We start from the raw sequence: 24854 nt of genomic DNA, 5'->3' as shown, positions 1-24854 counted from the left end.
CATGGGGGCTACGACCTCGGTGCACCGGACGATCGACGCGGTCTGGCGGATGGAGTCGGCGAAGGTCATCGCCGCGCTCGCCAGGTACGTGCGCGACGTCGGCCTGGCCGAAGAGATGGCACAGGACGCGCTGGTCGCGGCGTTGGAGCAGTGGCCGGTCGAGGGAGTGCCGAACAACCCCGGCGCGTGGCTGACGACCACGGCCAAGCGCCGGGCCGTCGACCAGATCCGCCGCCGCGAGAACTTCAACCGCAAGGTCGAGGAGATCGGCCGCGGCGTCCGGGAGTCCTCACCGGACGCCAGTGAGGGCGTCGAGGACGAGATCGGCGACGACCTGCTCAGCCTCATGTTCACCGCCTGCCACCCCGTGCTGGGCACCGAGGCGCGGGTCGCGCTGACGCTCAAGATGCTCGGCGGCCTCAAGACCGAGGAGATCGCGCGGGCGTTCCTGGTCAGCGACACCGCGGTGGCGCAGCGGATCGTGCGCGCGAAGAAGGCGCTGGCCGAGGCCGGGGTGCCGTTCGAGGTGCCGGAGGGACCGGAGCTCGCCGCCCGCCTTGCCAGCGTCCTCGAGGTCATCTACCTGATCTTCAACGAGGGCTACTCCGCCACCCGGGGCGACCACTGGATGCGGCCGGAGCTGTGCGCGGAGGCGCTGCGGCTGGGCCGGGTGCTCGCCGAGCTCGCGCCGAAGGAGGCCGAGGTCCACGGCCTGGTGGCGCTGATGGAGATCCAGGCCTCCCGTTCCCAGGCCCGCACCGCCCCCGACGGCACGCCGATCCTGCTGCTGGAGCAGGACCGCGCCCGGTGGGACTGGCTGCTCGTCGGCCGCGGCCTCGCGGCGCTGGAACGGGCAGAGGCGCTCAACCAGCCGCCCGGCCCCTACTACGTGCAGGCGGCGCTCGCGGCCTGCCACGCCCGCGCCCGCAGGCCCGAGGACACCGACTGGCGGCGCATCGCCGCGCTCTACGAGGTGCTCGCACGGCTCTCGCCCTCGCCGGTGGTCGAGCTCAACCGGGCGGTGGCGCTGTCCATGGCCTACGGACCGGCCGCCGGGCTCGCGCTCGTCGACGAGATCGCGGGCGCGAAGGCGTTGCAGGGCTACCACCTGCTGCCCAGCGTGCGCGGCGACTTCCTGCTCAAGCTCGGCCGCACCGACGAGGCACGGGCGGAGTTCGAGAAGGCGGCGGGCCTGACCCGCAACGAACGCGAGCGCACCCTGCTGCTCGACCGCGCCGCCGCCTGCCTCACGTGAGCGCGAGCGTCACCCCCAGCGCGGCGAACGACACCGCGAAGAACCGGGCGCGGGTGCTCGCCGGCGGGGTGAAGGTGCAGCCGCTGTCGTGGCACTGCCAGACCGAGCACGCGCCGGGGCTGGTGCTGGGGTACGCGGCGACGACACCGGGCGACATCACGACGGCGGTGGCCGCGATCGGACGCGCACTGGCGAGGTGAGCCGTGGTGTGGCCGATCAGGCGCTGTCCGCCCGCTTGATCAGCGGCAGGTCGCGCGACAGCAGCCGGAACCCGACGCCGTAGTACAGCTCCCGTGCCGACGGGTGCTCTTCCGCGCCCAGGCACGCGACCGTCACGTGCACCGCCCCGGCCGCCCGCGCGAGCCCCATGCCGTGCAGCAACACCGCGCTGGCCAGGCCACGCCTGCGGTGCTCCGGATGGGTGCCGACCGGTTCGAACTCGGCGGTCCGGTTGACCTCGTCGAGCCACATGATCGCTGAGCACGCCATCGTCCCGTCCGGCGCCTCGACCAGGACGTGCAGGTCACCGCGGTAAGCGGCCGTCTGCCGGACACCCTCGTAGGACCGCAGCGAGTACGTCGAGCCGGCCCAGGCGTCGACGTGCGCCCGCACCACCGCCTCCGGACCGGCCTCGTCGGCGGTGCGGAACCGGAAACCGGCCGGCAGCACGGGTTGCGCGATCTCGGTGAGGTCGCGTTCGTTGAGCTGGGTCCAGCCGCCGAGCGAGTCCCGATCAACCTCGTAGCCGTGCGCCGTCCACCGCGCGAGGGCGGCCTCGTCGTCGGCGTTGGGCAGCACCGTGCGGTCGACACCCGGTGCGACGCCGTCGAACCAGTCGACCACCTCGTCCAGCAGCGCCGGGTGGCCGGGGTGCACCTGGTGGGCGAGGTAGGCGCCGGTGACGTCCCTGACCGAACCGTCACGGCGGACCACCCGGCGCGGCAGCTGCGCCCATCCCCAGGCCACCAGGTCGTCGCCCGCGAACCAGAGCCGGCGCACCCAGGCGTGGCCCTCGGTGGCGTGGTCCTTGCCCCAGTTCCACGCGAGCTCACCGTAGGAGGCGTCGCTGTTGACCAGCTCCGGGCGGACCGCGGTGACCCGCTGAGCCAGGCCCTGCATCAGGCGCACGTCCTCGGCGGTGAGGAGTTCGGTCGTCACAGCGGGCACTGTGGCAGGGGCCGGCGGCGGCGTCGAACCGTTTTCAGGTCAGCGCCCTGGCGTAGGCGGTGGGGGAGACGCCGACGGTCTGGGTGAAGTCGCGGACCAGGTGCGCCTGGTCGCTGTAGCCGAGGTCGGCGGCGAGCCCGGCCCACTCGACGTCGGTCTCCGCCCGTTCCAGCGCCTCGTGGATGCGGTAGCGCAGGATCACCCACTTCGGGCTGACCCCCACGTAGTCGGCGAACAGCCGCTGCAACGTCCGCACCGCCACGCCCTCGGCACGGGCGAAGTCAGCGACCCGGCGGATCTCCCGGTCCTCGCGGATGCGCTGCACCAGCTCCACCGCGAGCGCCGCCTGCGGGTCGGCGACCGGTCCGAGGCCCAGCAGGAACGCGTCCAGCGCCGCCACCCGATCATCCTCGCCCTCCACGGCCAGCACGAGCGCCGCGGGCACGTCGGTCAGCCGCACGTGCCGCCCGGTCCACCGCGACACCGGCTCCGCGCGGAACGGCCGGAACCCGCCCGGCCGGAACTGGACCCCGGCGACCCGCACCCGCCCGCGCAGCTCCCGGCTGAACAACCCCAGCCCGACCCCGGCGATCTCCGGGTGCTCGTGGCCGTGCTCGAACACGACGTTCACCGACGGGTGCGGCACGACGTGCGAGGTGTAGGGCGTGTCCAGCTCGCCGTCGATGAGCCAGTAGTGCTCCAGGTACGGCCGCAGCTCGGGCGCGGGCAGGCGGCGGCGGAACCGGACACGGGCGAAGAGCTCCCGTGCGTCGACGATCCCCCGTGTGTCCCGGCGCGGCCCCTGCACGCCGGGAATCCTATGTGGCGCGTTTCTTCAAGAACGTCCCCACGCCGCGTCCTACCGTCCTCACCATGAAGCTCAGCGTTCTGCTCGACCGGGCCCGCGACCACGCGTTGCCCGTCATCGCGACCATCAGCGACGACGACCTGACCAAGCCGACCCCGTGCGCCGACTACGACGTGCGCGCGTTGCTCGACCACCTGCTGCACGTCGTCGTCGAGTTCCAGAAGCTCGCCGTCAAGCAGGACGCCGACTTCAGCACCACACCGCACTACCCGGACTGGCGCGCGCAGTACCCGGCCGAGACCGCCCGGCTCGTCGAGGCCTGGGGACAGCCCGGAGCGGACGAGGGCATCGCCGGCACCATGAACCTGCCCGCCTCCGTGGTCGGCGGGCTCGCGCTGCTCGACCTCACCATCCACGCCTCCGACCTCGCACAGGCCACCGGTCAGCGGTTCGAACCCGACCCCGAGGTGCTCACCGCCGTCGAGGGCCTCGTCGAGCAGATGGGCCCCACCGCCCTGGAGTGGAACGTCTTCCAGGCCCCCACCGAACCACCCGCCGACGCCACCGCGTTCGAACGGCTGCTCGCCAAGACCGGACGCGACGCGCGCTGGAGTGCTTGACTGACGGCATGTTGACCATCGGGATGCTCGGCGGCATGAGCTGGGAGAGCAGCGCGGAGTACTACCGGCTCGCCAACACCGTCGTGCGCGAACGGCTGGGCGGCCTGCACTCGGCCAAGGTCGTGCTGCACTCCGTCGACTTCGCCGAGATCGAACGCATGCAGGTCGAGGCCAGGTGGGACGACGCGGCGAAGGCACTGGCCGACGCCGCGCGGCTCGTGCAGGCCGGCGGCGCGGACTTCCTGCTCATCTGCACCAACACCATGCACAAGGTGTTCGACGAGGTCCAGGCCGCCGTCGACATCCCGGTGGTCCACCTCGGCGACACCACCGCCACCGCCATCACGCAAGCCGGGCTCACCACCGTCGGGCTGCTCGGCACCGGGTTCACCATGGACCAGCCGTTCTACCGCGAACGCCTGGAGCAGCACGGCCTCACGGTGCTGCTGCCCAGCCCGCAGGACCGCGCGACCGTGCACCGGATCATCTACGACGAGCTGTGCCTGGGTGTGGTGAAGGACGAGTCGCGGCGCGCCTACCAGGACGTGATCAGCCGGTTCGAGGGCGCGCAGGGCGTGATCCTCGGCTGCACCGAGATCGAGCTGCTGATCAGCCAGCACGATGTGCCGCTGCCGGTGTTCCCCACGACCCGGCTGCACGTCGAAGCCGCCGTCGCACGCGCGCTGGCCTGAGCCGTTGCTCATCTGGTGATGCCGCACCGTTCGCGAAACCCGGTTGCGGACGGGACCGGCCTCGCGCAGGTTGACCACATGCAGTCACGTGTCGCGCTGGTCACCGGCGCTGGATCGGGAATCGGCGCCGGTATCGCGCAGGAGCTGGCCGAGCTGGGTCACCGGGTCGCCGTGGTGGACCGCGACGTCGAGGGCGCCCGCGCGGTCGCCGGCCGGATCGCCGAGGCGGGTGGGCAGGCGGTCGCGGTGGAGTGCGACGTCAGCGACCCGGCTTCGGTGGACGCGGCGGTGGCCGAGGTCGTCGCGGCGTTCGGGCCGGTGGAGATCCTGGTCAACAACGCCGGGTTCGCGCGGGACAACCACCCGCTGGACATGTCCCTGGAGGACTGGGACGCGGTGCAGGGCACGGTGCTGCGCGGCGCGTTCCTGATGCTCAAGGCCACCGCGCCGGCGATGCGGGACGCCGGGTGGGGGCGGATCGTCACCATCTCCAGCATCTCCGCGATCGTGCAGGGCGAGCGGATCAACTACGTCGCCGCGAAGGCCGGTGTCGAGGGGCTCACCCGCGGTGCCGCGCTCGACCTCGCACCGCACGGCATCACCGTCAACGCCGTCGGTCCCGGCACCGTGCGGACCGGCATGACGGAGGTCAGCGCCGCGCGGGCCGGGCGCACCATGGACGAACACCTCGAAGTGGTGCGCAGGTCGATCCCGGTCGGGCGGATCGGCACACCGCACGACATCGCGCGTGCGGTGCTGTTCTTCGCCGCCGAGGACGCCGACTTCGTGACCGGCCAGGTCCTCTACGTCAGCGGCTACCCGCACGGCTGAGGCTGGAGGGGTCGGGCCTGAGCGGTCCGACCCCGTCCCGGTCACTGCTTGTACGGCGCCAGGGTGTCCTGGTCGACGTCGGGGGCGCCCATGATCGGGTGCACCTCGATCGGCTGGTTCAGGACCTTCCCGCCGGGGCCGGGGCACGCCGAGGCCTTCTGGCAGATCTCCAGCAGCCGCTCGCGGCTGTCCACGTCGACCACCCAGTAGCCGGCGATGACCTCCTTGGACTCGGCGAACGGCCCGTCGACCACGTTCGGCACGCCGTCCTCGCCGCCGCGCACCACGAACGCCCGCGCGGGCCCGCTGAGCCCCTCGGACTGCAGCAGCTCACCGGTGGCGCGCAGCTCGGCGTCCAGGTCGCGCATGTACCCGATCATCCGGTGCATGTCCTCGTCGGTCCACGCGGCGAGCCCCTCCCAGTCCTCCTGGGCGCCGCCGTAGCTGACCAGCATGTACTTCACTTCCACTCCCCACCGGTCGCGCGGGCCCTGATCTCCTGCACGGCCCAGCTGTTGCCGTCCGGGTCGTCGAAGAACACGAACGACCCGCCGTCCTTCTCGTTCATCCGCACGATCTCGCTGACCTCGACCCCGCGCTCGACGAGCTGCGCGCGGGCCTTCTCCAGGTCGGAGACCACGAGCTGGACGCCCTTGAGCGTGCCGGGCTCGCCCTTCACGATCCCCTTGCCGATCACCACCGAGCAGCCGGAGCCGGGTGGCGTGAGCTGCATGATGCGCGTGTTCTCGTCGAACGTCGTGTCGTGGTCGACGACGAACCCGAGCTGTTCTGCGTAGAAGTGCTTCGCCCGGTCCAGGTCCGACACCGGTACGACGACGACCTCGAGGGTCCAGTCCATCTCTGCGCTTCCTCTCCGCGGCTGGCGTTGTCACCGGTCCGTCGAAGGGCTCAGGACCTTTTCGACACGGGGTCGCGACCCGCATACCGGAGCTGCGCGATCGCGGTCCTCACTCCTCGACTGCGCCGCCGATCTCGCGCAGGTGCTCGCGGAACGTGAGCCCGCTCGCGAGGTACTCGTCGAACCGCAGCTGGCTGCGCAGGGACTCACCCTGCCGCACGCGCTGCGCCTGCGCCCGTTCGACGTCGCGGATGCCCCGCGCCTTGGCGATCACGGTCTCGACCTGGTCGGCGGGCACGAACAGCACGCCGTCGTCGTCGCCGAACACGACATCGCCGCTGGTGACGGTCCACTGGTCGACCTGGGCGGTCGACAGCGCCTCCGGTGCCCGGTCGCGCAGGCTCAGCGGCCCCGTCGGGTTCGCGCCGAGGCTGAACACCGGCAGCCCGATCGCGCGGATGTCCGAGGTGTCGCGGTGCAGGCCCCAGACCACCAGGCCGCGCAGCTGCGCGGCCTGGGCCTCCAGCACGACCATGTCGCCGATGCACGCCTCGTCGGTGCGGCCGTCGTTGTCGACGACGAGCACGTCACCGGGTGCGCTGCGCTCGACGGCTTCGAGGAAGACGTCCACGCTGCCGGCGTGGCGGGCGGGCAGGACGCGGCCGGCGACCCTGCTGCCGGGGACGACCGGGGCGAGGGTGGCGGTGCGGACCGGGACGCCGGTGCGGATGCAGGCGTCGGCCAGGTGCGCGGTGGTCAGGTCCAGCGCGGCGAGGTCCAGTTCGGGGAGATCCATGCGGGACAGTGAATCACCTGCGAGCGCTGCGGCACGCCGGAAAGATCGAGGCCTTTCCGGCGTGCCGCGCCCGTTCCGTCAGTGCACGGGGTCGGCGGTGCGTTCGACCTCGGTGGCCGCGGGCCTGAGCACACCGGCCGCGAACGCCGTGACCACGCAGAACAGCACCGGCAGCACGAACGCGACGTTGAGCGGCATCAGGTGCGTGAGCCAGCCGATCACCGCGGGCCCGGCGAGCACGCCGATGTAGCCCAGGCCCGCCACCCGCGACATGTTCACCGCCGCGGAGCTCGGGTCGCTGTGCCCGGCCGCGCTGAACAGCTGCGGCACCGTGCCGGACAACCCGGCGCCGGCCACCGCCCAGCCCGCGATCGCCAGGCCGGTCCACGGTGCGAACGCCGCCAGCAGCAACCCGGCCGCCGCGATCACCGCACCCCAGCGCAGCACCGCCATCGGCCCGATCTTCGCGGTGACCCGGTCCGCCAGCAGCCGCCCGACGGTCATGGTGGTCGCGAAGGCGCCGTAGGCGATCGCGGCGATCTGCGGTTCGGCGCCCAGGACGTCCTGCAGGTGCAGCACGCTCCAGTCGTTGGCGACGCCCTCGCTGAGCATCACCATGAACGCGAGCCCCGCCATGACCCAGATCCGCAGCGGCACCTTCTTCTTCGTCCTGGGCTGGTCCTCGTCGCCTTCGTGCGGGATGGTCGTCGCGCCGTGCGACAACGCCGGTGCCGTGACGAGGCTGACCACCACGCCGACGACGGCGACCACCGCGAGCGTCGTGGCCGGCGAGAGCTCCCAGCTCAGCGTGCGCGCGCCGACCAGGGAGGCGGCGACACCGCCCAGCGACCAGGTCGCGTGGAAGGCCGACATCACCGGGCGCGCGTACTCGCGTTCGACGACGACCGCGTGCCCGTTCATCGCCATGTCCAGCACGCCGTTGCCGAACCCGAACGCCAGCAACGCCGCGGCGAGCGCCAGCTCACCGGTGGAGAGCCCCGGCAGCACGACGGCCGCGCTGCACAGCACGCCCGCGAGCGGGGTGACGGTGCGCGCGCCGAACCGGTCGGTCAGCCAGCCGCCGGCCCGCATGCCGATGAACGCGCCGAGCCCGAGGACCAGCAGCAACCGGCCGAGCTCCGCGTGGTCGATGCCGACCCGGCGCTCGACCGTGGGGATGTGCACGATCCACATGCCGAGCAGGAAGCCGTTGAGTGCGAAGTACGTGAAGGTGGCCACCCGCGCGGCCCTGAGAGCGTTCACATGCTTCACGCTAACGAACAATCCGCGTGTTTGAAAGTTTGAACTTCGAACACAGCTGGTGTTCAATCGCGAGTGTGTCCCGACTGAGGCAGATCACCGAGGCCGTGCGCGACGCCGGCTCCCTCGGTGTGGCGGAGCTCGCGTCGCTGACCGGCGCGTCCGAGATGACGATCCGCCGCGACCTGGAGGTGCTCGCCGCGCAAGGCGTGCTGGAGCGCTACCGCGGTGGTGCGCGCAGCCTGCTGCTGCGCGGGTCTGAACCACCGTACGCACTGCGTTCGGAGGAGGCGCTGGACGCCAAGCGCCGCATCGCCGGGGTCGTCGCGAGCCTGCTCTCCGACGGCGAGTCGGTCGTGCTCGACAGCGGCACCACGTGCGTGGAGGTCGCCCACGTGCTGCATGCGCGCCGTCTGACCGTGATGCCGCTGTCGCTGCACGCGGTGAACGCGCTGGTGGGCGGCCCGTCGCTGACGTTGCTGATCCCCGGCGGCACACCGCGCGCGGGGGAGCTGGCGCTGACCGGACCGCTGACCCTGCAGTCGCTGCAGTCGCTGCGCTTCGACACGGCGGTCATCGGCTGCTGCGGCCTCTCCGCCGAGCAGGGCCTGACCGCGTTCGACCTGGACGACGCCGCGGTCAAGCGCGCGGCGATCTCGTCGGCCCGGCGCGTGATCGCCGCGGCCGACGCCTCGAAGCTGACGCGCACCGCGCTGGCGTTCGTGGCACCGGTGTCCGCCCTGGACGCCGTGGTGACCGATGCGGACGGCGACGACGGGTTGACGGCGGCGGGCGTGGCGGTGGTGACGGCGTGATCGTGCTGTTCGACATGTTCGGGGTGATCGCCCGCGACCAGTCCCGGGCGGTGATGGACACCATGAGCACCGACCCGGCGTTCTGGCAGGCCTACTGGGCGCACCGCCCCGCCTACGACCGCGGCGACGTGACCGCCGCCGAGTACTGGCGGCGCGTCGGGTACCCGCCGATGGTCGAGCAGGACGTGGCGAGCTGGACCGAGGTCGACGACGAGATGGTCGCCCTGCTCGGCGCACTGCACGCCGCGGGCAGGCGCATCGCGTTGCTGTCGAACATCCCCGAGGACCACGCCCGCGACTTCGAACGCCGCTACCCGTGGCTCGACCTGTTCGAGCTGCGGGCGTTCTCCTGCCGCATCGGACACGCGAAACCGTCGATCGAGGCGTTCGAGTGGTGCCGGGAACGCCTCGGCGACGACGAGATCCTGTTCGTGGACGACCGGCTGGAGAACGTCGAGGCGGCGCGGCGAGCCGGGATGCGCGGGCACCACTTCACGGGCATCGACGGGCTGCGGGCGGTTCTCCACGCGTGATCGCACGGAGACCTGAGCGCACCGCACCCGTCGGACCGTTTTGTCAGGGCAGAGACGCGCCGTAGCACTGGAACACCGCCTCGGTCCAGGTGCGCTGCGCCTTCGCCAACGCCTCCGCCGGGGCACGGCCGGCCGCCAGCTCCCGGTGGTAGCGCAGCATCAGCGCCTTGCTGGTGTCGTCGGGCACCGACACCGCCGAGGCGATGAGGGTCCTGGTGCCCAGCGCCAGCAGTGCCGCGGCGAGGCCGAGCAGCTCATCACCCGGACGGATGCCCGAGTTGCCCGCCTCGCACGCGGACAGGATCACCTGCCGCGGCGGCCGGCGCAGTCCTTCGAGGTCGTAGACGGTGAGCGGACCGTCGGCGAGGGTGAGCGTCGAGAACAGCGGGTTGTCCGCGCGGAACCGGCCGTGCGCGGCGATGTGCGCGAGCTCGGCGCCGTCGAGGGCGTGCAGCAGGTTCGCCGTGGTCGCCCTCCTGCCGGTGAACCGCTCGGCGTGCGGGTAGCGGCGCTTCAGGGCTTCGACCTCGGCCACGGCGTGGCGCAGGCCCGGTCCGGCGGCCAGCACCGTGCGCCCGGTGACGTGGTCGGACTCCGCGGCCCTGAGCCACAGCGCCGCGGACGGCGCGACGGTCACCGCCCGGCCCCGGCAGCTGGGCAGCGCGGGCCACGGAAGTGCGTGCAACGCACCGGTCGGCACGATGACCAGCGGTTTCCTCGTCGCGGGCAGGAGCCGGTCGAGGCGGTCGGCGGCCTGGCCGAGGCGTTCCTCGATGGCCTTGCGGGTGCGGTCGGAGCCGATGCGGTGCGCGAGGTGGTTGATGCCGAACCGCAGCGCCTGCACCTCCCGTGCGGCGGCCTCGGCCGGGCCCGCGTCGAGCAACCGGACCCTGCCGCGATCGAGGACGACCGCGTGCAGCCGCCCGTCGGACTCGACGTACTCGACCAGCACGTGATCGCCCAGCGCCGTGCTGAGCCGGGTGCGCGACGGCGGTGGGTCGGCGGCACGGATGCCGGTCGCGTGCCGGGCCCGTGCCCCGATCGCCTGCTCCAGCTCGGCCTGCCGGCGCAGGTCTCCGGCGGCCATGACCTGCCGCAGCTCCGCGAGGTCGTCGGCCAGCCGGTCGTCGTCGGGCGGCCGCACCGGGCGCACGCGCAACGCCCCCGCCCGCCACCGCTCCGCCCACCCGAACACCGCGGCGGGACGGCCGCCGGCCAGGGCCAGCCGCGTGCCGGTGGCGACCAGCTCGCCCGCCAGCCCGGACGCGTGCGCCCGCAGCTCCGTCGCGCCCAGACCGTTGCGGAACGCCGCCAGCACGTCGACCCCGGACCGCAGCGCCGCCTCGGCACCCTTCACGTCACCGTCGGCGAGCCGCAGCAGGGCCGTCGCGTGCCAGGCCCGTGCGCGCAGCTCCGCCGGACCGGTGCGGGCGGCCGCAGCGACGGCGGTCAGCTCCGCGCGCGCCACCGCCCGGTGCCGCGGTGCCTGCAGAGCCAGCCGCGCCACGATCAGCCGCGCGTCGAGCGCCGCGACCACCCAGCCCTCACCGGCCAGCGCCTCGACGACCCGGCGCGCGGACCGCAGCGACGCCGACCCCCGCTCCCACCGCGCCCGCAACGCCAGGTACCCGGCGAACGCCGCCCACGCGGGCCGCCCCTGCCGCCGCGCCGACCGCCCCGCCGACACCGCCGAGGCCAGTGCCGCGACCGGGTCCCCCGCCACCAGCTCCACCCGCGCCAGCACCAGCCGTGCCTGCACCACGTCCACGAAGTTGCGCTGCCGGGTGAACGCCGCCACCGCCGCCGCGGCCGCCGACCGGGCCTCCGCGACCAGCCGCACCGACAGCAACGCCTCGGCCCGCTCGATCGGCAGCAACCCCGGGTCCCGCCCGGCCGCCGCGTACCGGGCCGCCGCCTCGTCGAACGCGGCCAGCGCCGCCGGCACGTCGCCGCGTGCCTCGAACGCCACCCCGCGGTTGTGGAACACCATCGCGGTCCGCCCGGTGTGACCGGCGGCGACGTACAGCGACTCGGCGAGGTCGAGGTCCTCCGCCGCACCCCGCCAGTCCCGCCGGTGCGCGCGCAGCAGGCCCCGGTTGTTGCGGATCGTCGCCTCCAGCAGCGGGTCACCGGGGTTCGCGGCCAGCGCCGCGGCGAACCCGTCGGCGGCCTCGGCGAACCGGCCGATCTCGGTGAGCACCAGCGCCCGCTGCATCAGCAGCCGCGCCGCGGTCACCCCGTCGACCTGCTCGGGCACGTCGGCCAGCGCCCGCAACGCCTCCGCCGTGCGCCCGGTCAGCGTCAGCACGTACCCCAGCGACCCCCGCGCCTGCGCGGCCCGCACCACCAGCCCCGCCACCGACGCGACCGACACGGCCGCGCGCAGGTGCCGTTCGGCCTCGTCGAGCCGCCCCACCGCCGAGGCCGCCATGCCCAGGGCGTGCAGCGCCACCGACTCGGTCTCCGCGTCCGTCCTGCCGCGTACGGATTCGGCCAGGCGGCGGGCACGCGCCGGTGAGGTGTAGGCGAGGTCCTTCGCCTGCTCCGCACGGACGAGCGTCATAGGCGGTGTGTATCAGCTATCCGTTGCCGCGGCATCAAGCTTCGGACATGCTCATCCGGACGCAGGAGGGGAGTGGACACCATGGGCGGCAGAGACCCGCACGCCTACGGCCTCGCCCAGGCGGTCAGCACCATCACCAGGGTGCCGCTGCCGGCGGCGGACGCCGCACTGAAGATCGGCGTGGTCGACACCGGCTACGCGCCGCACCCGTGGCTCGACGGTCACGTCGAGGTCGACGACGACCACGTCGAGGCGGCGGGCTCCGGGCACGGCACGTTCGTCGCCGGGGTGGTCCTCGACCACGCGAAGACCGCCACGGTCGTCCTGCGCCGCGCCCTGGTCGAGGGACCCGACGACGACACCCAGGTCGTGGCCGCGCTGGAGAACCTGAACCGGCCCGACATCAAGCTGATCAACCTGTCGTTCGGCGGCAGCCTCTCCGAACAGGGCACCCCCGAGGGTCTGCGGGCCGCGCTCGACGCACTGGCCGGTGACGTCGTGGTCGTCGCAGCGGTGCCCAACAACGCCTCACCGCTGCGCAACTACCCGGCCGCCGACGCGGGCGTCCTCTCGGTCGGCGCGACCACGGCGAGCGGGGAGATCGCCGAGTTCAGCGCCTGCGGCCGGTGGATCACGGTCTTCACCCGCGGTGAGGACGTGCACGGCCCGTTCGAGAAGGGGTTCGCGACGTGGTCGGGCACCTCGTTCGCGGCCGCCGCGGTGACCGGGCGGATCGGTGCGCTGATGGAGAGCGGCCTGACCGCCACGGCCGCGCGGGACGTGCTGCTCGGCCGGTGCGAGACCCGGCACGCGTGGGGCGTCAACGGCCCGTTCGACGTGCGGGTCCTGCTCTAGAAGCGCGCCCACTGGGTCACCACGACGGTGCCGTCCGTGGCGGTCACCCGCACCCTGACCAGCCCGGACGGCACGTCCGTGACCGTGAACCAGCCGTCGACGACCGGGGTGGAACGCCGTGACCGCGGTGTCTCCACCACCACCTCGCCCACCGCGCCGGTGACGAGCCCGCGCACGGTGTCGCCGCTGATCTCTAGGTTCAGCGTCACCCGCTCGGACTCGAACGCCAGCAGCAACGGCCCGTCGTCACCGCGCACCAGCGCCGCCTCGTTCTCCACGAGCACCGCCAGCTCCTCGTCGAGCGCCCGCAGCGCCAGTGCCGCGCTCGCGTCGCGCAGCACCCCGGCCGGCACCGGGTCGAACCGGTCCGCCGCCGCCCGCAGCTCGGCCAGGAAGTCGTCGTCCTCGCTCATGACCGCTCCTCCAGCACCGGCTCGCCGCTGACGAGCGCCCTGAGCCGGTTCAGGCACCGCTGCCGGATCGGCCCGATGCTGCCCACCGGCATGTCCAACGCGGCCGCGACCTCGGCGTACGCGGGCGGCGGTGACGCCATGAGCACGCGCAACAGCCGCCGGCACCGGTCCGGCAGCCCCTCGAACACCCGCCACAGCGCCGCGTCCCGCTCACCGACGAGCAGCGCGTGGTCCACCGGCGGCGCGGGGTCGGCGGAGTCGTCGATCTCGGTCGGCTCCGGCAACCGCCCCGACCGCCGGATCAGCTGCAGGCACTCGTGCCGCGCCGTGGTGGCGAGCCACCCCGCCAGCCGCTCAGGCTCCGCGATGCGGTCGAGGTGCTCCACCAGCTTGATCCAGGTGCACTGCACGGCGTCGGCGGCGTCGGCGTCGCTGAGCCGGTGGGCGCGGGCGACCGACCACAGCAGCCCGCTGAACTGCCTGACCAGGGCATCCCACGCCGTCTGGTCACCACGCGCGGCCGCGGCCAGCGCCGCCGGTATGTCCATGCCCACATGATGCCGCCCGCACCCGCCCAGATTCGCCTTCCGCGCACCGGGTTCGCCGTGCGGGCGGTGCGGGTCCCCCGGTCGGTGGAACGTTTCCCGTTGATTAGCCGCCGATGCCCGAACGTGAAAAATCCCGGACCGATACAACGGTGGTGCCGGCGTTCGTCGGGGGCGCCGGCAGCCATCGACCGGGGGGCCGGTGGTGCGGGCTGGGGGCGGGCGGGGCGTGGCTGGAGGTCACGTCCCGCCCGGCCCGCCGCGCGAACGTGCCGTGCGCTTTCCTGCCGGAACGGGACCTGTTCGCCCGTTGCGCACCCACAACCGCTCGCGCGGGTGCATCCTGTGTCCTACAGCACAACCCTGAGGACTGATGACGATGACGAGTGCGACCGCGTCCTCCCGCCACGGCTGGGAGTCGGACCTGGAGCGCTACCGCGACCGGGCGGTCAGCGTGCTCGAGGCGCACCTGCCCGCGACCTCCGGCTGCACCGAGTGCGGCGACCCGTGGCCGTGCGCCCGCGCGTGCACCGCCGAGCTCGTGCTGGAGCTGTAGACGGCGGTCCCTAGGAGCTGACGCGCGCGAAGAACGCCGCCACGTTCCCCAGCAGCCGGTCGACCTTGTCCTCCAGCGCCAGTGACTCGTGGATCCGCCCGCCGAACCCGGCGTCCTTGCGCCCCCGCAGGTACAGCGAGCAGTCCAGGTCCGCACACAGGTAGACGCCGACCGAGTTGCCCAGCTGTCCCGCCTTGCCGGCCTTGCGCGCGGTCATCAGCGACACGCCGTCACCGGAGTGCGTGGTCAGGCACCACGAGCACATCGACTTGCGCGGCAGCCCGGACTGGGCGGCCCGCCGCAGCGCCACGCCCGCGAACCGGTCGCCGAGCTCGGTGACGACGTAGGAGCGGTCGGGTGCCGCAGGGTCGCGCCAGCCGAGGAAGTCCAGGTCGTCCCACGGGCGGTCGGCGAGATCGCGGGGCACGTGCATGCGCTTGGCCTCGCCCTTGGTGGAATTGACGAAGGACGCGCGGATGTCGTGTTCGGTCAGCGGCTTCATGACCTCGACGGTAGGTTTACCTAGAGGTCCTAGGCAAATGATTAAGAGCCCTAGGAAGGGTGGTGCATGGCACGCGCGGGGATCACCGCCGACCGCCTCACGCAGGCGGCGGCGGAGCTGGCCGACCAGGTCGGCTTCGACAACGTGACGGTGTCCGCGCTCGCCCGCCACTTCGGCGTGAAGGACGCCTCGCTGTACTCGCACATCCGCAACGCCCACGACCTGCGCACCCGCGTCGCCGTCCAGTCGCTGGCCGAACTCGCCGACCGCGTCGCCGCCGAACTGGCCGGCCGCTCCGGCAAGCAGGCGCTGCGCGCGTTCGCCGACGCCTACCGCGGCTACGCCAAACAGCACCCCGGCCGGTACGCGGCCACGCGGATCGCACTGGACCCGGACACGGCGGCCACCGGCGCGGCCGAGCGGCACACCGAGCTGACACGGGCGTTGCTGCGCGGCTACGACCTGTGGGAACCCGACCAGACCGACGCCGTGCGGCTGCTGCACAGCACGTTGCACGGGTACGTGTCGCTGGAGCAGGCGGGCGCCTTCCACAGCCACCCGCGCGGGGTCGAGGCGTCGTGGACCCGCGCCGTGGACGCGCTCGACTCGCTGCTGCGCGCCTGGCCCGCCTGAACCCGGCCGGCACCGGCGGGTAGAACGAAGGTCATGACCACTGGGCAGGCCTTCCCGCTGCACCCGACCCCGATCCACGTGCCCGACGAGGTCCTCGACGACCTGCGCGCCCGCCTCGCGCGGACCCGCGCGCCGCTGGACGAGGGCAACGACGACTGGTCCTACGGCGTACCGGCCGGCTACCTCGGCGAGCTGGTCGCGTACTGGCGCGACGGCTACGACTGGCGCACGGCCGAAGCCGCCATCAACGCCCACGAGCACTACGAGGTGACCGTCGCCGGTGTCCCGGTGCACTTCCTGCGCGCACCCGCACGCGGCCCGGCGCCGATCCCGCTGATCCTCACCCACGGCTGGCCGTGGACGTTCTGGCACTGGTCGAAGGTCATCGGCCCGCTCGCCGACCCGGCCGCGCACGGCGGTGACCCGGCCGACGCGTTCGAGGTCATCGTGCCGTCGCTGCCCGGTTTCGGGTTCCCCGGTCCGCTCACCGGGTTCCCGGACGTCAACTTCTGGAAGGTCGCCGACCTGTGGCACGCGCTGATGACCGACGTCCTCGGACATGACCGGTACGCCGCCGGCGGGTGCGACATCGGCGGGATCGTCTCCAGCCAGCTCGGCCACAAGTACGCCGGCTCGCTGCACGGCATCCACATCGGCTCCGGCCTGCCGCTCGACTTCTTCACCGGCCCGCGCGCCTGGGACTTCGCCCGCAACCGCCCGCTGACCGACGACCAGCCCGCCGACGTCCGCGACCGCATCATCGAGATGGACCGCCGCTGGGCGACGCACCTGGCCGTGCACATGCTCGACGGCGCGACGCTGGCGCACGGGCTGAGCGACTCGCCGGCCGGGCTGCTCGCGTGGCTGCTGCAGCGGTGGACCGCGTGGAGCGACAACGGCGGCGATGTCGAGTCCGTGTTCACCAGGGACGACCTGTTGACGCACGCGACGATCTACTGGGTCACGAACTCCATCGCCACCTCGATGCGCTACTACGCCAACGCCAACCGGTACCCGTGGCAGCCCTCGCACTCCCGCACCCCGGTCGTGGAGGCGCCGGTCGGGCTCACGTTCGTCACCTACGAGAACCCGCCGGGCATCCACACCGCCGAGGAGCGGGTCGCGGCGTTCCTCGGCGGTCCGCAGGCGGCGTGGTTCAACCACGTGAACGTCAACGCCCACGAGCGTGGCGGGCACTTCATCCCGTGGGAGAACCCGCAGGCGTGGGTGAGCGATCTGCGGGCCACGTTCCGCGATCGCCGCTCTTAGGGAAGTTTGTAGGCGGTTCACAGTTTTCGCAGGGCGTTTCGAGGCTGCCGGGGGACCGGTTTCGTTGGCAGCCTCCCCGGATGCTGACAGCCGATAAGTGAACATTATCGGCGGTCAGGTTCTAGACGCTTATTTGGTTTTCGTTGCGTCGCATAACGTAACTACACACGTAATTCTGCTACGATATTGCCCGTGGAAACGAGCTGTAACTTCCCAAGCTGCGAACGTCCCGTTTTCCGAGGTAGCGGCCCCGGTAGGCCCTCGGAGTACTGCGACCTGCCCGAGCACACGCGCTGGCGGGCATGGCGGGAACGGCAACGGCTCCAAGAGGCGGCCGAGAAAGGGGCGGAGCAAAACCTGGAGGTCGTCACCGTGACGAATCTGCCTAGGGTCTCCGGTACCGCCAAGATCAGGGCTGAAGAGCTCCTCGACCGCTTCCGGGTGCTGTCCGAGCAGATGACGCAGACGCTGGGGCGGGCGGTCGGTGAGCTCAACGCGATGGCGGACCCGAGCGTCGCCGAGAGCCAGATCCAGGCGGCGGAGGCCGAGGCGGCTCGCCGGGTCGCGGAGGCGCAGGCCGACCTCGCGGCCGCGGAACGGCGCCGCCACGACGCTGAGCAGGCACGCAAGGCGGCCGAGGTGGTCACCGAGCAGGCGGTGCGGTCCGCGGAGGAAGCCGACGAGGCCGCGGACCGGGCGTTCACCGAGCGGGACGAGGCGCGTGAGCAGGCGCAGGCCGCGAAGGAGCGGGCCGAGGCGGAGGTCGCCGAGGTCAGGGTGCAGGCGGCGGCCGTGGTCGAGGAGATCAGGGCCGAGGCCGAGGAGAAGGTGAGGCTTGCGGGTGAGGCCGTGGAGCAGGCGCGGGCGGACGCGGTGAAGCACGCCGAGCAGGCACGGCGGCAGGCGGCGAAGGAGATCGAACAAGCCCGCGCCGAAGCCCAGGCCCAGGTGGAGCAGGCTCAGGCGGCGGCCGAGCAGGCGCAGGCAGCCGCTGACCAGGCCCGGTCGGAGGCCGCGGCGCAGGTCGAGCAGGCACGCCAGGCCGCCGCGGACACCGTGGGCAAGGCGGCGATGGCACGCGATCAGGCCGTGGTGCGCGCGGAACGTGCCGAGCAGACGGCGGCCGACGCGCGCGCCGAGGTGCAACGGATGCGGGACGAGGTCGACGAACGGCTCGCGCAGGTCCGGCGGGAGAGCGGCGAGCAGGTGGCGGCGGTGCGGCAGGCGTTGGCGGCGGTGGAGGACGCACGGGCGCAAACGCTGGCGCGTGCGGAACGAGCCGAGCGCCAGCTGGACGAGGTGATGGTCGAACTGCGAAGCCTGCGCGCGCCGAGCTGAGAACGGAGTACTCGTCGCCCAGCTCGGCGCCGTGCCGGAACCACTCGTGGGCGCCCGGCAGGTCACTGCGCTGCCGCAGCACCGCGCCCATCCCGCCCCACGCGGGCACCGGTGCCGGCGGCCTCGCGGTGGTGCGCCTCGGTGTGCACGGTCCCCTCGCGTCCCAGTGTTCTGGCCGCATGGTGACCGTCGCGAGTGATGGCATTGATCTGGCCCGTATCCTGACCGCGATGGACGAGCTCAAGGCGGACTGCGCCGCCTGTTTCGGGTTGTGCTGCGTGGCGCTGCCGTTCGCGAGGTCGGCGGACTTCGCGGCCACCAAGGACGCGGGCACGCCGTGCCGCAACCTGCTGGCCGATCACCGTTGCGGAATCCACGCGAAGCTGCGCACGTCCGGCTACACCGGCTGCACCGTGTACGACTGCTTCGGTGCGGGTCAGCGGGTGTCGCAGACGGTGTTCGGAGGTGTCGACTGGCGCACCGCCGAGCGGCAGAAGATGTTCGACGTCTTCCCCGTCGTGCGGCAGCTGCACGAACTGCTCTGGTACCTCGCCGAAGCCCAGCGGCGCGACCCGCACGACGACCTCACCGCGGCGTACGCGGAGGTCGAGGGCTGTGCCTCGGCTGATCCGGACACCGTTCTCGCGCTGGACGTCGCCGAGATCCGCGCGAAGGTCGACGTCCTGCTGCTGCGCACGAGCGAACGGCTGCGGTCGAGTGCGAAGTCCTACCGCGGCGCGGACCTGATCGGGGCCCGGCTGCGCAACAAGAAGCTGGTCGACGCGGACCTGCGCGGCGCCTACCTGATCGGCGCGGACCTCACGGGTGCCGACCTGCGCGGTGCCGACCTGATCGGGGCGGACCTGCGGGGCGCGGACGTGTCGGGTGCGGACCTGAGCACGAGCCTGTTCCTGACGCAGATGCAGGTCAACGCCGCGCGCGGCAACGCAGGGACGAAGCTCCCCGCGGTGCTCACCCGGCCTGCTCACTGGGCGGAGCCGCGGAGACGGCGGTAGTCGCCACCGCACGACGCAACAGGAACCGAGGTGAGCGTGTCGCAGCGCAGGGCCCAGCTGCTCGACGCGGCGGTCAGGGTGATCGCGCAGGACGGGGTGCGCGGGCTGCGGGTGGACAAGCTCGCCGCCGAGGCCGGGGTGTCGACGGCGTTGATCTACTACCACTTCAAGGACCGGGCCGGCATCCTGCGCGCGGCGCTGGAGCACGTGAACCACCGCGCCGCCGAGTACACCGGCACGATCGCGCGGGACCCGCGTGAGGCGTTGCGGGAGCTGCTGCTGGCCGAGCTGCAGGACGTCGATGAGGTGCGGGAGAACAGCGTCGCGTGGGGTGAGCTGCGGGCCAGCGCGGTGTTCTGCGAGGAGCTGCGCGAGCCGCTGGAGCGCACGACCGGCGCGTGGAACGCCGACGTGGCCGAGCTGGTCCGCGCGGCCGGTGGCGAGGACGCGGATGCGGCGGCGGAGCGGCTCACCGCGCTGGTGGAGGGGCTCGGCGAACGGTGGCACAGCGGCTCGGTCAGCGTGGCGCGGGCGCGGGAGCTGGTGTCGGGGGCGATCGACCGGGAGCTCGGGGTGGAATAACACGAACGCGGCGACAGGCGCAGGGGTGGTGCGCGACCATCACGGGCGTGACCCTCCGCCACGCCTGGGTGTTGCCGGTGCTGCCCACCGCCGTCGTCGTCGCGCTCGCGGTGGTGCTCGTGCCCGTCGCGCGGTCCGCTCCGGCCGGTGACGTGTGGCTGCTGGGGGTGCTGATCGCCGCCGTCGTGCTGGCGGTGGTCGTGGCACTGGGTGCGGGGCGGTTGTCCGGGGAGCCGGTGGACCGGCCGTGGCCGCTGGCCCTGGGCACGGGCGCGGTCACCGTCCTGACGCCGTTCGCGGTGACCGGTGTGCTCGGCGAACCGGCGCCGGCGCTCCTGGTCCTGCCGTGGTTGGTGTTCGGTCTGGGCGCCGGGTACTGGCAGCTGTCGCTGTGCGAGGGAGCGCGTTCACGGTGGCTGCACGCGGGCATCGCCTTCGGCTACACGCTGGTGTTCACGGCGGTGTCGCTGGTGCTCGCGGTGCTGTCGGCGGGCCTGGTCGACTAACACGGGGCTGCTGTCGAAAGCGGTCTGAGACCGCTGTGCGGCAGGGTAATGTCCAGCCATGCGCGCCGTCGAGATCAGACCTGGGGTCAACATCCGGTGGGTCGAGGTTCCCGGCGCCTCACCCGCTCGCGTCTACCTGCACGGTCTCGGCGCGGCCTCCGCGCCCTACTACGCGGAAGCCGTCGCGCACCCGCTGCTGGCCGGCCGCCGCAGCCTGATGCTCGACCTGCTGGGTTTCGGCATCAGCGACCGCCCCACCGGGTTCGCCTACTCGCTGGAGGGCCACGCCGACGCGCTCGCCGTGGCGCTGGCGAAGATCGGCCTGCGGCGCAGTGAGATCGTCGGGCACAGCATGGGTGGCGCGGTGGCGGTCGTGCTGGCCGCGCGGCACCCGGAGATGGTGCGTTCCCTCGTGCTCGTCGACCCCAACCTCGACCCGCTCGAGCCGTACCTCGGCGCGCTGGGCAGCCGCGGCATCGCCGCCTACGACGAGGCCGAGTTCCTCTCGCACGGCTACGAGCAGGTGCTCGCCGACGCCGGTCCCGAGTGGGCGGCGACGATGCGGCTGGCCGGGCGCGAGGCGCTGTACCGCAGCGCGGCCGGACTGGTGCGCGGCACGCACCCGACGATGCGCAGGCTGTTGCTGGAGCTGGAGATCCCCTGCGTCCTGCTGCACCCGGCCGACAGCCCACCGGCCGGTGCGCGGGAGCTGACGCAGGCCGGGGTGCAGCTGGTCGCGGTGCCCGGCACCGGGCACAACATCATGATCGACAACGTGGACGGCTTCGCGCGCGCCGTGGCGCAGCAGCGGCTGCTCGTCTGAGCAGGTTGCCAGCTGGTGGTAGTCAGCGGCGATTTGATCATGTGTTGGTGGTACTTGCAGACGCCTGGGCAGCAACGGCCGGGTGCTCAGTCGGGCAGGCCCAGCGCGTCCCACGCGGCGGCGACGGTGGCGGCGCGCAGCTCGTCCACCGGGGCGTCGGGGAACTGCATGGCGCAGTCCTGCATGCCGCCGAACGCGAGCACGGCGCGGGCCTCCTGTTCCAGCGTCGGGTGGTCGCCGAAGATCAGCCTGCTCAGGCGGGCGCGCCACGACAGCACGACGTCGATGAGGCCGAGCTCGGCGAGCGTGGTCATCTCGGTGAGCAGGAACAGCATGTCGGCGCGGTAGCGGTGGTGGAAGTCGAAGAACCCTTCCAGCAGCTCGCGCGGTGCGACGTCGGCGCGGCGTTCCATCTGCCCCAGGAAGCTCTGGCCGTCGTTGAGCAGCGGTTCGACGATGCTGCGGATCAGCTCCTCGCGTGAGGAGAAGTGGTAGTACAGCGCCGGTTTGGTGATGCCGAGGCGGTCGGCGATCTCCTGCAGGCTGGTCTGCTGCACGCCCTTGGCCGCGAAGAGCTCGCGGGCGGTGGTGAGGATGCGCTGCTTGGTGTCGGACGGTCGGGCCACGGGCGCAGCATAACTTGCTTAACGGTTAGGTAAGCGGCGGTGCTAGCCTGGCACCAGGTCACTTACCGACCGTTAAGTAAGGGGGTGTGACGTGCGGGTTCTGGTTTCGGGGGCGAGCATCGCGGGTCCGGTGCTGGCGTACTGGCTCACGCGGTACGGGCACGAGGTGACGGTGGTGGAACGGTCACCGGTGCTGCGCAAGACCGGCGGGCACGCGGTCGACCTGTTCGCCCCGGCGATGGAGATCTCCGAGCGCATGGGCGTGCTGGAGCGCATCGAGTCGATGAAGACCGGCACCGAGCGGCTGACGTTCCTGCGCGAGGGCACGCGCCGGCCGATCAGCGGGGACGCGACGAAGCTGTTCGCGGCGGCGTCGGACCGGCACGTCGAGGTCATGCGCGACGACCTCAGCGAGGTCTACTACGACGCCACGCGCGCCGACGTCGAGTACGTCTTCGGCGACTCGATCGCCTCCATCACCGAGGGGGACGTGACGTTCGAGGCCGGGGCACCTCGGCGGTTCGACCTGGTGATCGGCGCGGACGGGCTGCACTCGAACGTGCGGCGGCTGGTGTTCGGCGAGGTGGCGAAGCGGTTCACCGGCGCGTACCTGGCGGTGTTGTCGGTGCCGCGGGAGCTGGGCGTGCCGGGGGCGATGACCGGGCACATCGGGCCGGGGCGCAGTGCGGCGCTGTACGGGGCGCGGCACCTGGGCGACGCGCGGGCGGTGTTCCTGTTCCGCCGCGAGCGCGAGCTCGACTACCACCACCGCGACGTGGCACGGCAGAAGCAGCTGCTGCGGGAGGCGTTCACGGGCCTGCACCCGGAGGTCGACTCGTGGCTGGGGCACCTGGACGGCGAGGGGGCGTTCTACTTCGACTCGATCACCCAGCTGCGCGAGGACACGTGGTCACGCGGGCGGGTGGGGCTGGTCGGCGACGCCGCCCACTGCCCCGGGCCCGCGGTCGGCGGGAGCACGAGCCTGGCGGTGCTGGGCGCGTACGTGCTGGCCGGGGAGCTCGCCGACGGCGACCACGTGGCGGGGTTCGCCCGCTACGAGCGGGAGATGCGCGGCGTGGTGCACGCGAGCCGGGAGTTCGCGCTCGGCATGGCCAGGACGCTGATCCCGCGGTCGCGGCTGGGGGTCACGGGGCTGGTGCGCGGCATGCAGGTGGCGACGTCGCTGCCGGTGTGGCTGGTGCGGCCGCTGGCCAAGCTCAACTCGAAGGGCGTGCGGCTGCACGACTCGATGGTCGTGCGCGACTACGGCCCTCAGGGCGCCGGTGTGCTGCCGGCGCCCTGAGGGACCGCTTCGGTCAGCCGGTCAGAACTGCAGGCTCCACTTGTCGAGGAACCCGGTGTCCTGGGCGGCGTTGTCGTTCACCCGCAGCTGCCAGGTGCCGTTGGCGACCTCGCTGGAGGCGTTGACGGTGTAGGTGGTGTTGATGTTGTCCGTGCCGCCGCCGGAGCGGTTGTGCAGCACGTAGGCGGTGCCGTCCGGTGCGACCAGCTCGACGCGCAGGTCGCCCTGGTAGGTGTGCTTGATGTCGACGGCGACCTTGAGGGTCGACGGGGCGTTGCCCGCCACCTCCGACACCGCGATCGGGGAGTTGACCGTGGCGTTATCCTTGATCTGGAAGTCCGTGGCGTTCTCGAAGTACTTGCCGGTCGGCGGGGGCGTGGTACCGCAGTACTGCGCCTCCTTGCCGATCGCCTCGTACGGGCAGTCCGCGCGTTCGAGCAGCTGCAGCACGGCCTCCTTGTTGCGGGAGGTCTGGGCCGGGATGACCTCGTCGGGCGGGTAGAAACCGCCGCCGCCGGCGCTGCCGGGGTACATCTCGAAGGTGTAGGCGAAGATGCCCTGCGTGCCCCACAGCCAGTCCGGGATGGACCCGTCGGTGATGTAGAGGTCGCTGGACTGCTCGGGCGTGTAGCCGTTGCTCTGCGCCATCGACTGGCCGATGGTGGCGAAGGTGTCGCGCTGGTCCTGGGTCAGGCCCGGTGCGATGTCGTCGTAGGTCCAGCCCCACGGCCACAGGATGAGCTCGCTGTAGGTGTGGAAGTCGATGGACGCGGTGATCTGCTGCTTGCCGCCGACGTTGCGGCCGCGCACGAAGTCGGCCACGACCTTGACCTCGGGCGCGGACTCCGCGCTCGGCCCGCGGTAGGTCTCACTGCCGGTGCTGCCCGACGACCCGCCGCAGCAGCCCCACTTGTAGGCCCAGTTGCGGTTGAGGTCGGTGCCGACGTTGCTGGAGCCGGCGTTGGGCTGGCGGTTCTTGCGCCACGACCGGTAGGTGCCGGTCGCGATGTCGTACTCGCCGCCGTCGGGGTTGACGTCCGGGATGATCCAGATCTCGCGGCTGTCGACGAGACCCTTGATCCGCGCGTCGGTGGCGTACTGGGTGGTGAACTGGTTGACCAGGTACAGCGCCATCTCGACGGTGAGGTGCTCACGGGCGTGCTGGTGGTGGGTGAACAGCACCTCCGGCTCGTTCTCGTCGGTGGTGACGTTGTCGCTGATCTTGAGGGCGACGATGTCGCGGTTCTCGTAGGACTTGCCGATGACCTGCTTGCTGATCAGGTTCGGGTAGGCGGCGACGGCGTTGTTGATCGCCGTCGTCATCTCGGCGTAGTTGTGGTAGTTCGAGTCCGCCGCGGGGAAGTCGAACGGCCCGATGGCGGAGCTCGCCTCCAGCCGCTTGGGCAGCTCGGTGACCTCGAACCCCTGCGCGCGCAGGTTCCTGACCTCACGACCGGTCGCGGTGACCACGACGATGCCGTGTTCCTCAACCGAGTCGATCGCCGCACCGGACTTGGCGACCTTGGTGCGCTGCTCAGCGGTGCGCACCCCGCTGACCTGGTAGTTCGTCGTCGTTTCGGCCTGGTCGGGGGCCGCGCCGGTGGGCACGCCGCCCATCGCGAAGCACACCGAGGCGGCGACGGTGACCCCGATCAGGGGTCTGAGATGGCTTTTTCGCATGCAGGGCA

Annotated in this window: 29 protein-coding genes; 17 read left to right on the top strand and 12 right to left on the bottom strand. The window is 72.3% G+C overall.

Annotation, left to right across the window (positions count from 1 at the left end):
• Position 1: 1 nt before the first annotated feature.
• Positions 2–1255, top strand: coding sequence for an RNA polymerase sigma factor (locus ACZ7CH_RS13145; protein WP_470373947.1), 1254 nt, complete (start codon positions 2–4; stop codon positions 1253–1255).
• Positions 1252–1455, top strand: coding sequence for a hypothetical protein (locus ACZ7CH_RS13140; RefSeq protein ID WP_470373946.1), 204 nt, complete (start codon positions 1252–1254; stop codon positions 1453–1455). The genes ACZ7CH_RS13145 and ACZ7CH_RS13140 overlap by 4 nt, the downstream gene beginning before the upstream one ends.
• A 16-nt stretch (positions 1456–1471) precedes the next feature.
• Here ACZ7CH_RS13140 and ACZ7CH_RS13135 read toward each other — a convergent pair whose 3' ends face one another.
• Together ACZ7CH_RS13135 and ACZ7CH_RS13130 are read right to left on the bottom strand one after the other, a co-directional pair.
• Positions 1472–2413 carry a GNAT family N-acetyltransferase gene (locus ACZ7CH_RS13135; RefSeq protein ID WP_470373945.1) on the bottom strand — a complete coding sequence of 314 codons (942 nt, stop codon included), beginning with the start codon at positions 2411–2413 and terminating at the stop codon, positions 1472–1474.
• A gap of 43 nt (positions 2414–2456) precedes the next feature.
• Positions 2457–3230 carry a helix-turn-helix domain-containing protein gene (locus ACZ7CH_RS13130; protein ID WP_360394625.1) on the bottom strand — a complete coding sequence of 258 codons (774 nt, stop codon included), beginning with the start codon at positions 3228–3230 and terminating at the stop codon, positions 2457–2459.
• A gap of 65 nt (positions 3231–3295) precedes the next feature.
• On the opposite strand from ACZ7CH_RS13130, the gene ACZ7CH_RS13125 reads away from it, so the two are divergent.
• The 3 genes from ACZ7CH_RS13125 (at position 3296) to ACZ7CH_RS13115 (ending at position 5373) form a co-directional block, all read left to right on the top strand.
• Positions 3296–3850 carry a TIGR03086 family metal-binding protein gene (locus tag ACZ7CH_RS13125; protein WP_470373944.1) on the top strand — a complete coding sequence of 185 codons (555 nt, stop codon included), beginning with the start codon at positions 3296–3298 and terminating at the stop codon, positions 3848–3850.
• An 8-nt stretch (positions 3851–3858) separates the two neighbouring features.
• Positions 3859–4542, top strand: coding sequence for an aspartate/glutamate racemase family protein (locus tag ACZ7CH_RS13120; protein ID WP_458432279.1), 684 nt, complete (start codon positions 3859–3861; stop codon positions 4540–4542).
• A gap of 78 nt (positions 4543–4620) precedes the next feature.
• Complete coding sequence (locus ACZ7CH_RS13115; RefSeq protein ID WP_470373943.1) at positions 4621–5373, top strand: SDR family NAD(P)-dependent oxidoreductase; 753 nt, start codon at positions 4621–4623, stop codon at positions 5371–5373.
• Between the two features lie 41 nt (positions 5374–5414).
• Here ACZ7CH_RS13115 and ACZ7CH_RS13110 read toward each other — a convergent pair whose 3' ends face one another.
• The 4 genes from ACZ7CH_RS13110 to ACZ7CH_RS13095 form a co-directional block, all read right to left on the bottom strand.
• Entirely contained in the window at positions 5415–5828 is a 414-nt protein-coding gene (locus ACZ7CH_RS13110; RefSeq protein WP_360394859.1) for a YciI family protein, read from the bottom strand.
• Positions 5829–5833: 5 nt separating this feature from the next.
• Complete coding sequence (locus ACZ7CH_RS13105; protein WP_360394613.1) at positions 5834–6232, bottom strand: VOC family protein; 399 nt, start codon at positions 6230–6232, stop codon at positions 5834–5836.
• A gap of 109 nt (positions 6233–6341) precedes the next feature.
• The gene (locus ACZ7CH_RS13100; protein ID WP_360394610.1) at positions 6342–7028 is read right to left on the bottom strand and encodes an RraA family protein; all 687 of its coding nucleotides are present in this window, start codon (positions 7026–7028) and stop codon (positions 6342–6344) included.
• Between the two features lie 78 nt (positions 7029–7106).
• A complete protein-coding gene (locus tag ACZ7CH_RS13095) occupies positions 7107–8291 on the bottom strand; it encodes an MFS transporter (protein WP_470373942.1) in 1185 nt (394 codons plus the stop codon).
• Positions 8292–8365: 74 nt separating this feature from the next.
• Here ACZ7CH_RS13095 and ACZ7CH_RS13090 point away from each other — a divergent pair, with 74 nt between their 5' ends.
• Together ACZ7CH_RS13090 and ACZ7CH_RS13085 are read left to right on the top strand one after the other, a co-directional pair.
• Entirely contained in the window at positions 8366–9103 is a 738-nt protein-coding gene (locus ACZ7CH_RS13090) for a DeoR/GlpR family DNA-binding transcription regulator (protein ID WP_470373941.1), read from the top strand.
• Positions 9100–9636: an HAD family hydrolase gene (locus tag ACZ7CH_RS13085; protein ID WP_458432275.1), complete on the top strand. Its 537-nt coding sequence runs from the start codon at positions 9100–9102 to the stop codon at positions 9634–9636. Before ACZ7CH_RS13090 ends, ACZ7CH_RS13085 begins: the two co-directional genes overlap by 4 nt.
• A 43-nt stretch (positions 9637–9679) precedes the next feature.
• Here the strand turns inward: ACZ7CH_RS13085 and ACZ7CH_RS13080 are convergent, their stop codons facing one another.
• Positions 9680–12199, bottom strand: a complete 2520-nt coding sequence (locus tag ACZ7CH_RS13080; protein ID WP_470373940.1) for a CHAT domain-containing protein — start codon at positions 12197–12199, stop codon at positions 9680–9682.
• Between the two features lie 81 nt (positions 12200–12280).
• On the opposite strand from ACZ7CH_RS13080, the gene ACZ7CH_RS13075 reads away from it, so the two are divergent.
• On the top strand, positions 12281–13054 hold the full coding sequence (locus ACZ7CH_RS13075; protein WP_360394595.1) for a S8 family peptidase: 774 nt from the start codon (positions 12281–12283) through the stop codon (positions 13052–13054).
• Here the strand turns inward: ACZ7CH_RS13075 and ACZ7CH_RS13070 are convergent.
• The gene (locus tag ACZ7CH_RS13070) at positions 13051–13467 is read right to left on the bottom strand and encodes a hypothetical protein (RefSeq protein ID WP_360394592.1); all 417 of its coding nucleotides are present in this window, start codon (positions 13465–13467) and stop codon (positions 13051–13053) included. The two genes, ACZ7CH_RS13075 and ACZ7CH_RS13070, sit on opposite strands and share 4 nt — an antisense overlap.
• Positions 13464–14015: an RNA polymerase sigma factor gene (locus tag ACZ7CH_RS13065; RefSeq protein WP_470373939.1), complete on the bottom strand. Its 552-nt coding sequence runs from the start codon at positions 14013–14015 to the stop codon at positions 13464–13466. Before ACZ7CH_RS13065 ends, ACZ7CH_RS13070 begins: the two co-directional genes overlap by 4 nt.
• Positions 14016–14385: 370 nt before the next feature.
• On the opposite strand from ACZ7CH_RS13065, the gene ACZ7CH_RS13060 reads away from it, so the two are divergent.
• Positions 14386–14568, top strand: coding sequence for a hypothetical protein (locus ACZ7CH_RS13060; protein ID WP_360394586.1), 183 nt, complete (start codon positions 14386–14388; stop codon positions 14566–14568).
• A 10-nt stretch (positions 14569–14578) separates the two neighbouring features.
• On the opposite strand, the gene ACZ7CH_RS13055 is transcribed toward ACZ7CH_RS13060, so the two are convergent.
• Positions 14579–15070 (bottom strand): FBP domain-containing protein, encoded by a 492-nt coding sequence (locus ACZ7CH_RS13055; RefSeq protein ID WP_360394583.1) that lies wholly within the window; start codon positions 15068–15070, stop codon positions 14579–14581.
• A 66-nt stretch (positions 15071–15136) separates the two neighbouring features.
• On the opposite strand from ACZ7CH_RS13055, the gene ACZ7CH_RS13050 reads away from it, so the two are divergent.
• The 7 genes from ACZ7CH_RS13050 to ACZ7CH_RS13020 all read left to right on the top strand — a co-directional run bounded on the left by ACZ7CH_RS13050 (position 15137) and on the right by ACZ7CH_RS13020 (position 21237).
• Positions 15137–15703: a TetR/AcrR family transcriptional regulator gene (locus ACZ7CH_RS13050; RefSeq protein WP_360394580.1), complete on the top strand. Its 567-nt coding sequence runs from the start codon at positions 15137–15139 to the stop codon at positions 15701–15703.
• A gap of 33 nt (positions 15704–15736) precedes the next feature.
• Entirely contained in the window at positions 15737–16972 is a 1236-nt protein-coding gene (locus ACZ7CH_RS13045; RefSeq protein ID WP_470373938.1) for an epoxide hydrolase family protein, read from the top strand.
• Between the two features lie 372 nt (positions 16973–17344).
• On the top strand, positions 17345–18310 hold the full coding sequence (locus ACZ7CH_RS13040) for a hypothetical protein (RefSeq protein ID WP_470373937.1): 966 nt from the start codon (positions 17345–17347) through the stop codon (positions 18308–18310).
• A gap of 230 nt (positions 18311–18540) precedes the next feature.
• The gene (locus tag ACZ7CH_RS13035; protein WP_470373936.1) at positions 18541–19326 is read left to right on the top strand and encodes a pentapeptide repeat-containing protein; all 786 of its coding nucleotides are present in this window, start codon (positions 18541–18543) and stop codon (positions 19324–19326) included.
• A 30-nt stretch (positions 19327–19356) separates the two neighbouring features.
• On the top strand, positions 19357–19908 hold the full coding sequence (locus tag ACZ7CH_RS13030) for a TetR/AcrR family transcriptional regulator (protein ID WP_470373935.1): 552 nt from the start codon (positions 19357–19359) through the stop codon (positions 19906–19908).
• Positions 19909–19955: 47 nt separating this feature from the next.
• Positions 19956–20414, top strand: a complete 459-nt coding sequence (locus tag ACZ7CH_RS13025) for a hypothetical protein (RefSeq protein ID WP_470373934.1) — start codon at positions 19956–19958, stop codon at positions 20412–20414.
• A 58-nt stretch (positions 20415–20472) separates the two neighbouring features.
• Positions 20473–21237, top strand: coding sequence for an alpha/beta fold hydrolase (locus ACZ7CH_RS13020; RefSeq protein ID WP_470373933.1), 765 nt, complete (start codon positions 20473–20475; stop codon positions 21235–21237).
• An 86-nt stretch (positions 21238–21323) separates the two neighbouring features.
• Here the strand turns inward: ACZ7CH_RS13020 and ACZ7CH_RS13015 are convergent, their stop codons facing one another.
• Positions 21324–21863: a TetR/AcrR family transcriptional regulator gene (locus ACZ7CH_RS13015; protein ID WP_470373932.1), complete on the bottom strand. Its 540-nt coding sequence runs from the start codon at positions 21861–21863 to the stop codon at positions 21324–21326.
• Between the two features lie 91 nt (positions 21864–21954).
• On the opposite strand from ACZ7CH_RS13015, the gene ACZ7CH_RS13010 reads away from it, so the two are divergent.
• Positions 21955–23166 (top strand): FAD-dependent monooxygenase, encoded by a 1212-nt coding sequence (locus tag ACZ7CH_RS13010; RefSeq protein ID WP_470373931.1) that lies wholly within the window; start codon positions 21955–21957, stop codon positions 23164–23166.
• Positions 23167–23187: 21 nt separating this feature from the next.
• Here ACZ7CH_RS13010 and ACZ7CH_RS13005 read toward each other — a convergent pair whose 3' ends face one another.
• Positions 23188–24846, bottom strand: a complete 1659-nt coding sequence (locus ACZ7CH_RS13005; RefSeq protein ID WP_470373930.1) for a M14 family metallopeptidase — start codon at positions 24844–24846, stop codon at positions 23188–23190.
• Positions 24847–24854 lie beyond the last annotated feature (8 nt).

Source organism: Lentzea sp. NPDC037011 (assembly GCF_055607425.1).
This window is presented reverse-complemented; position numbering and strand designations above follow the sequence as displayed.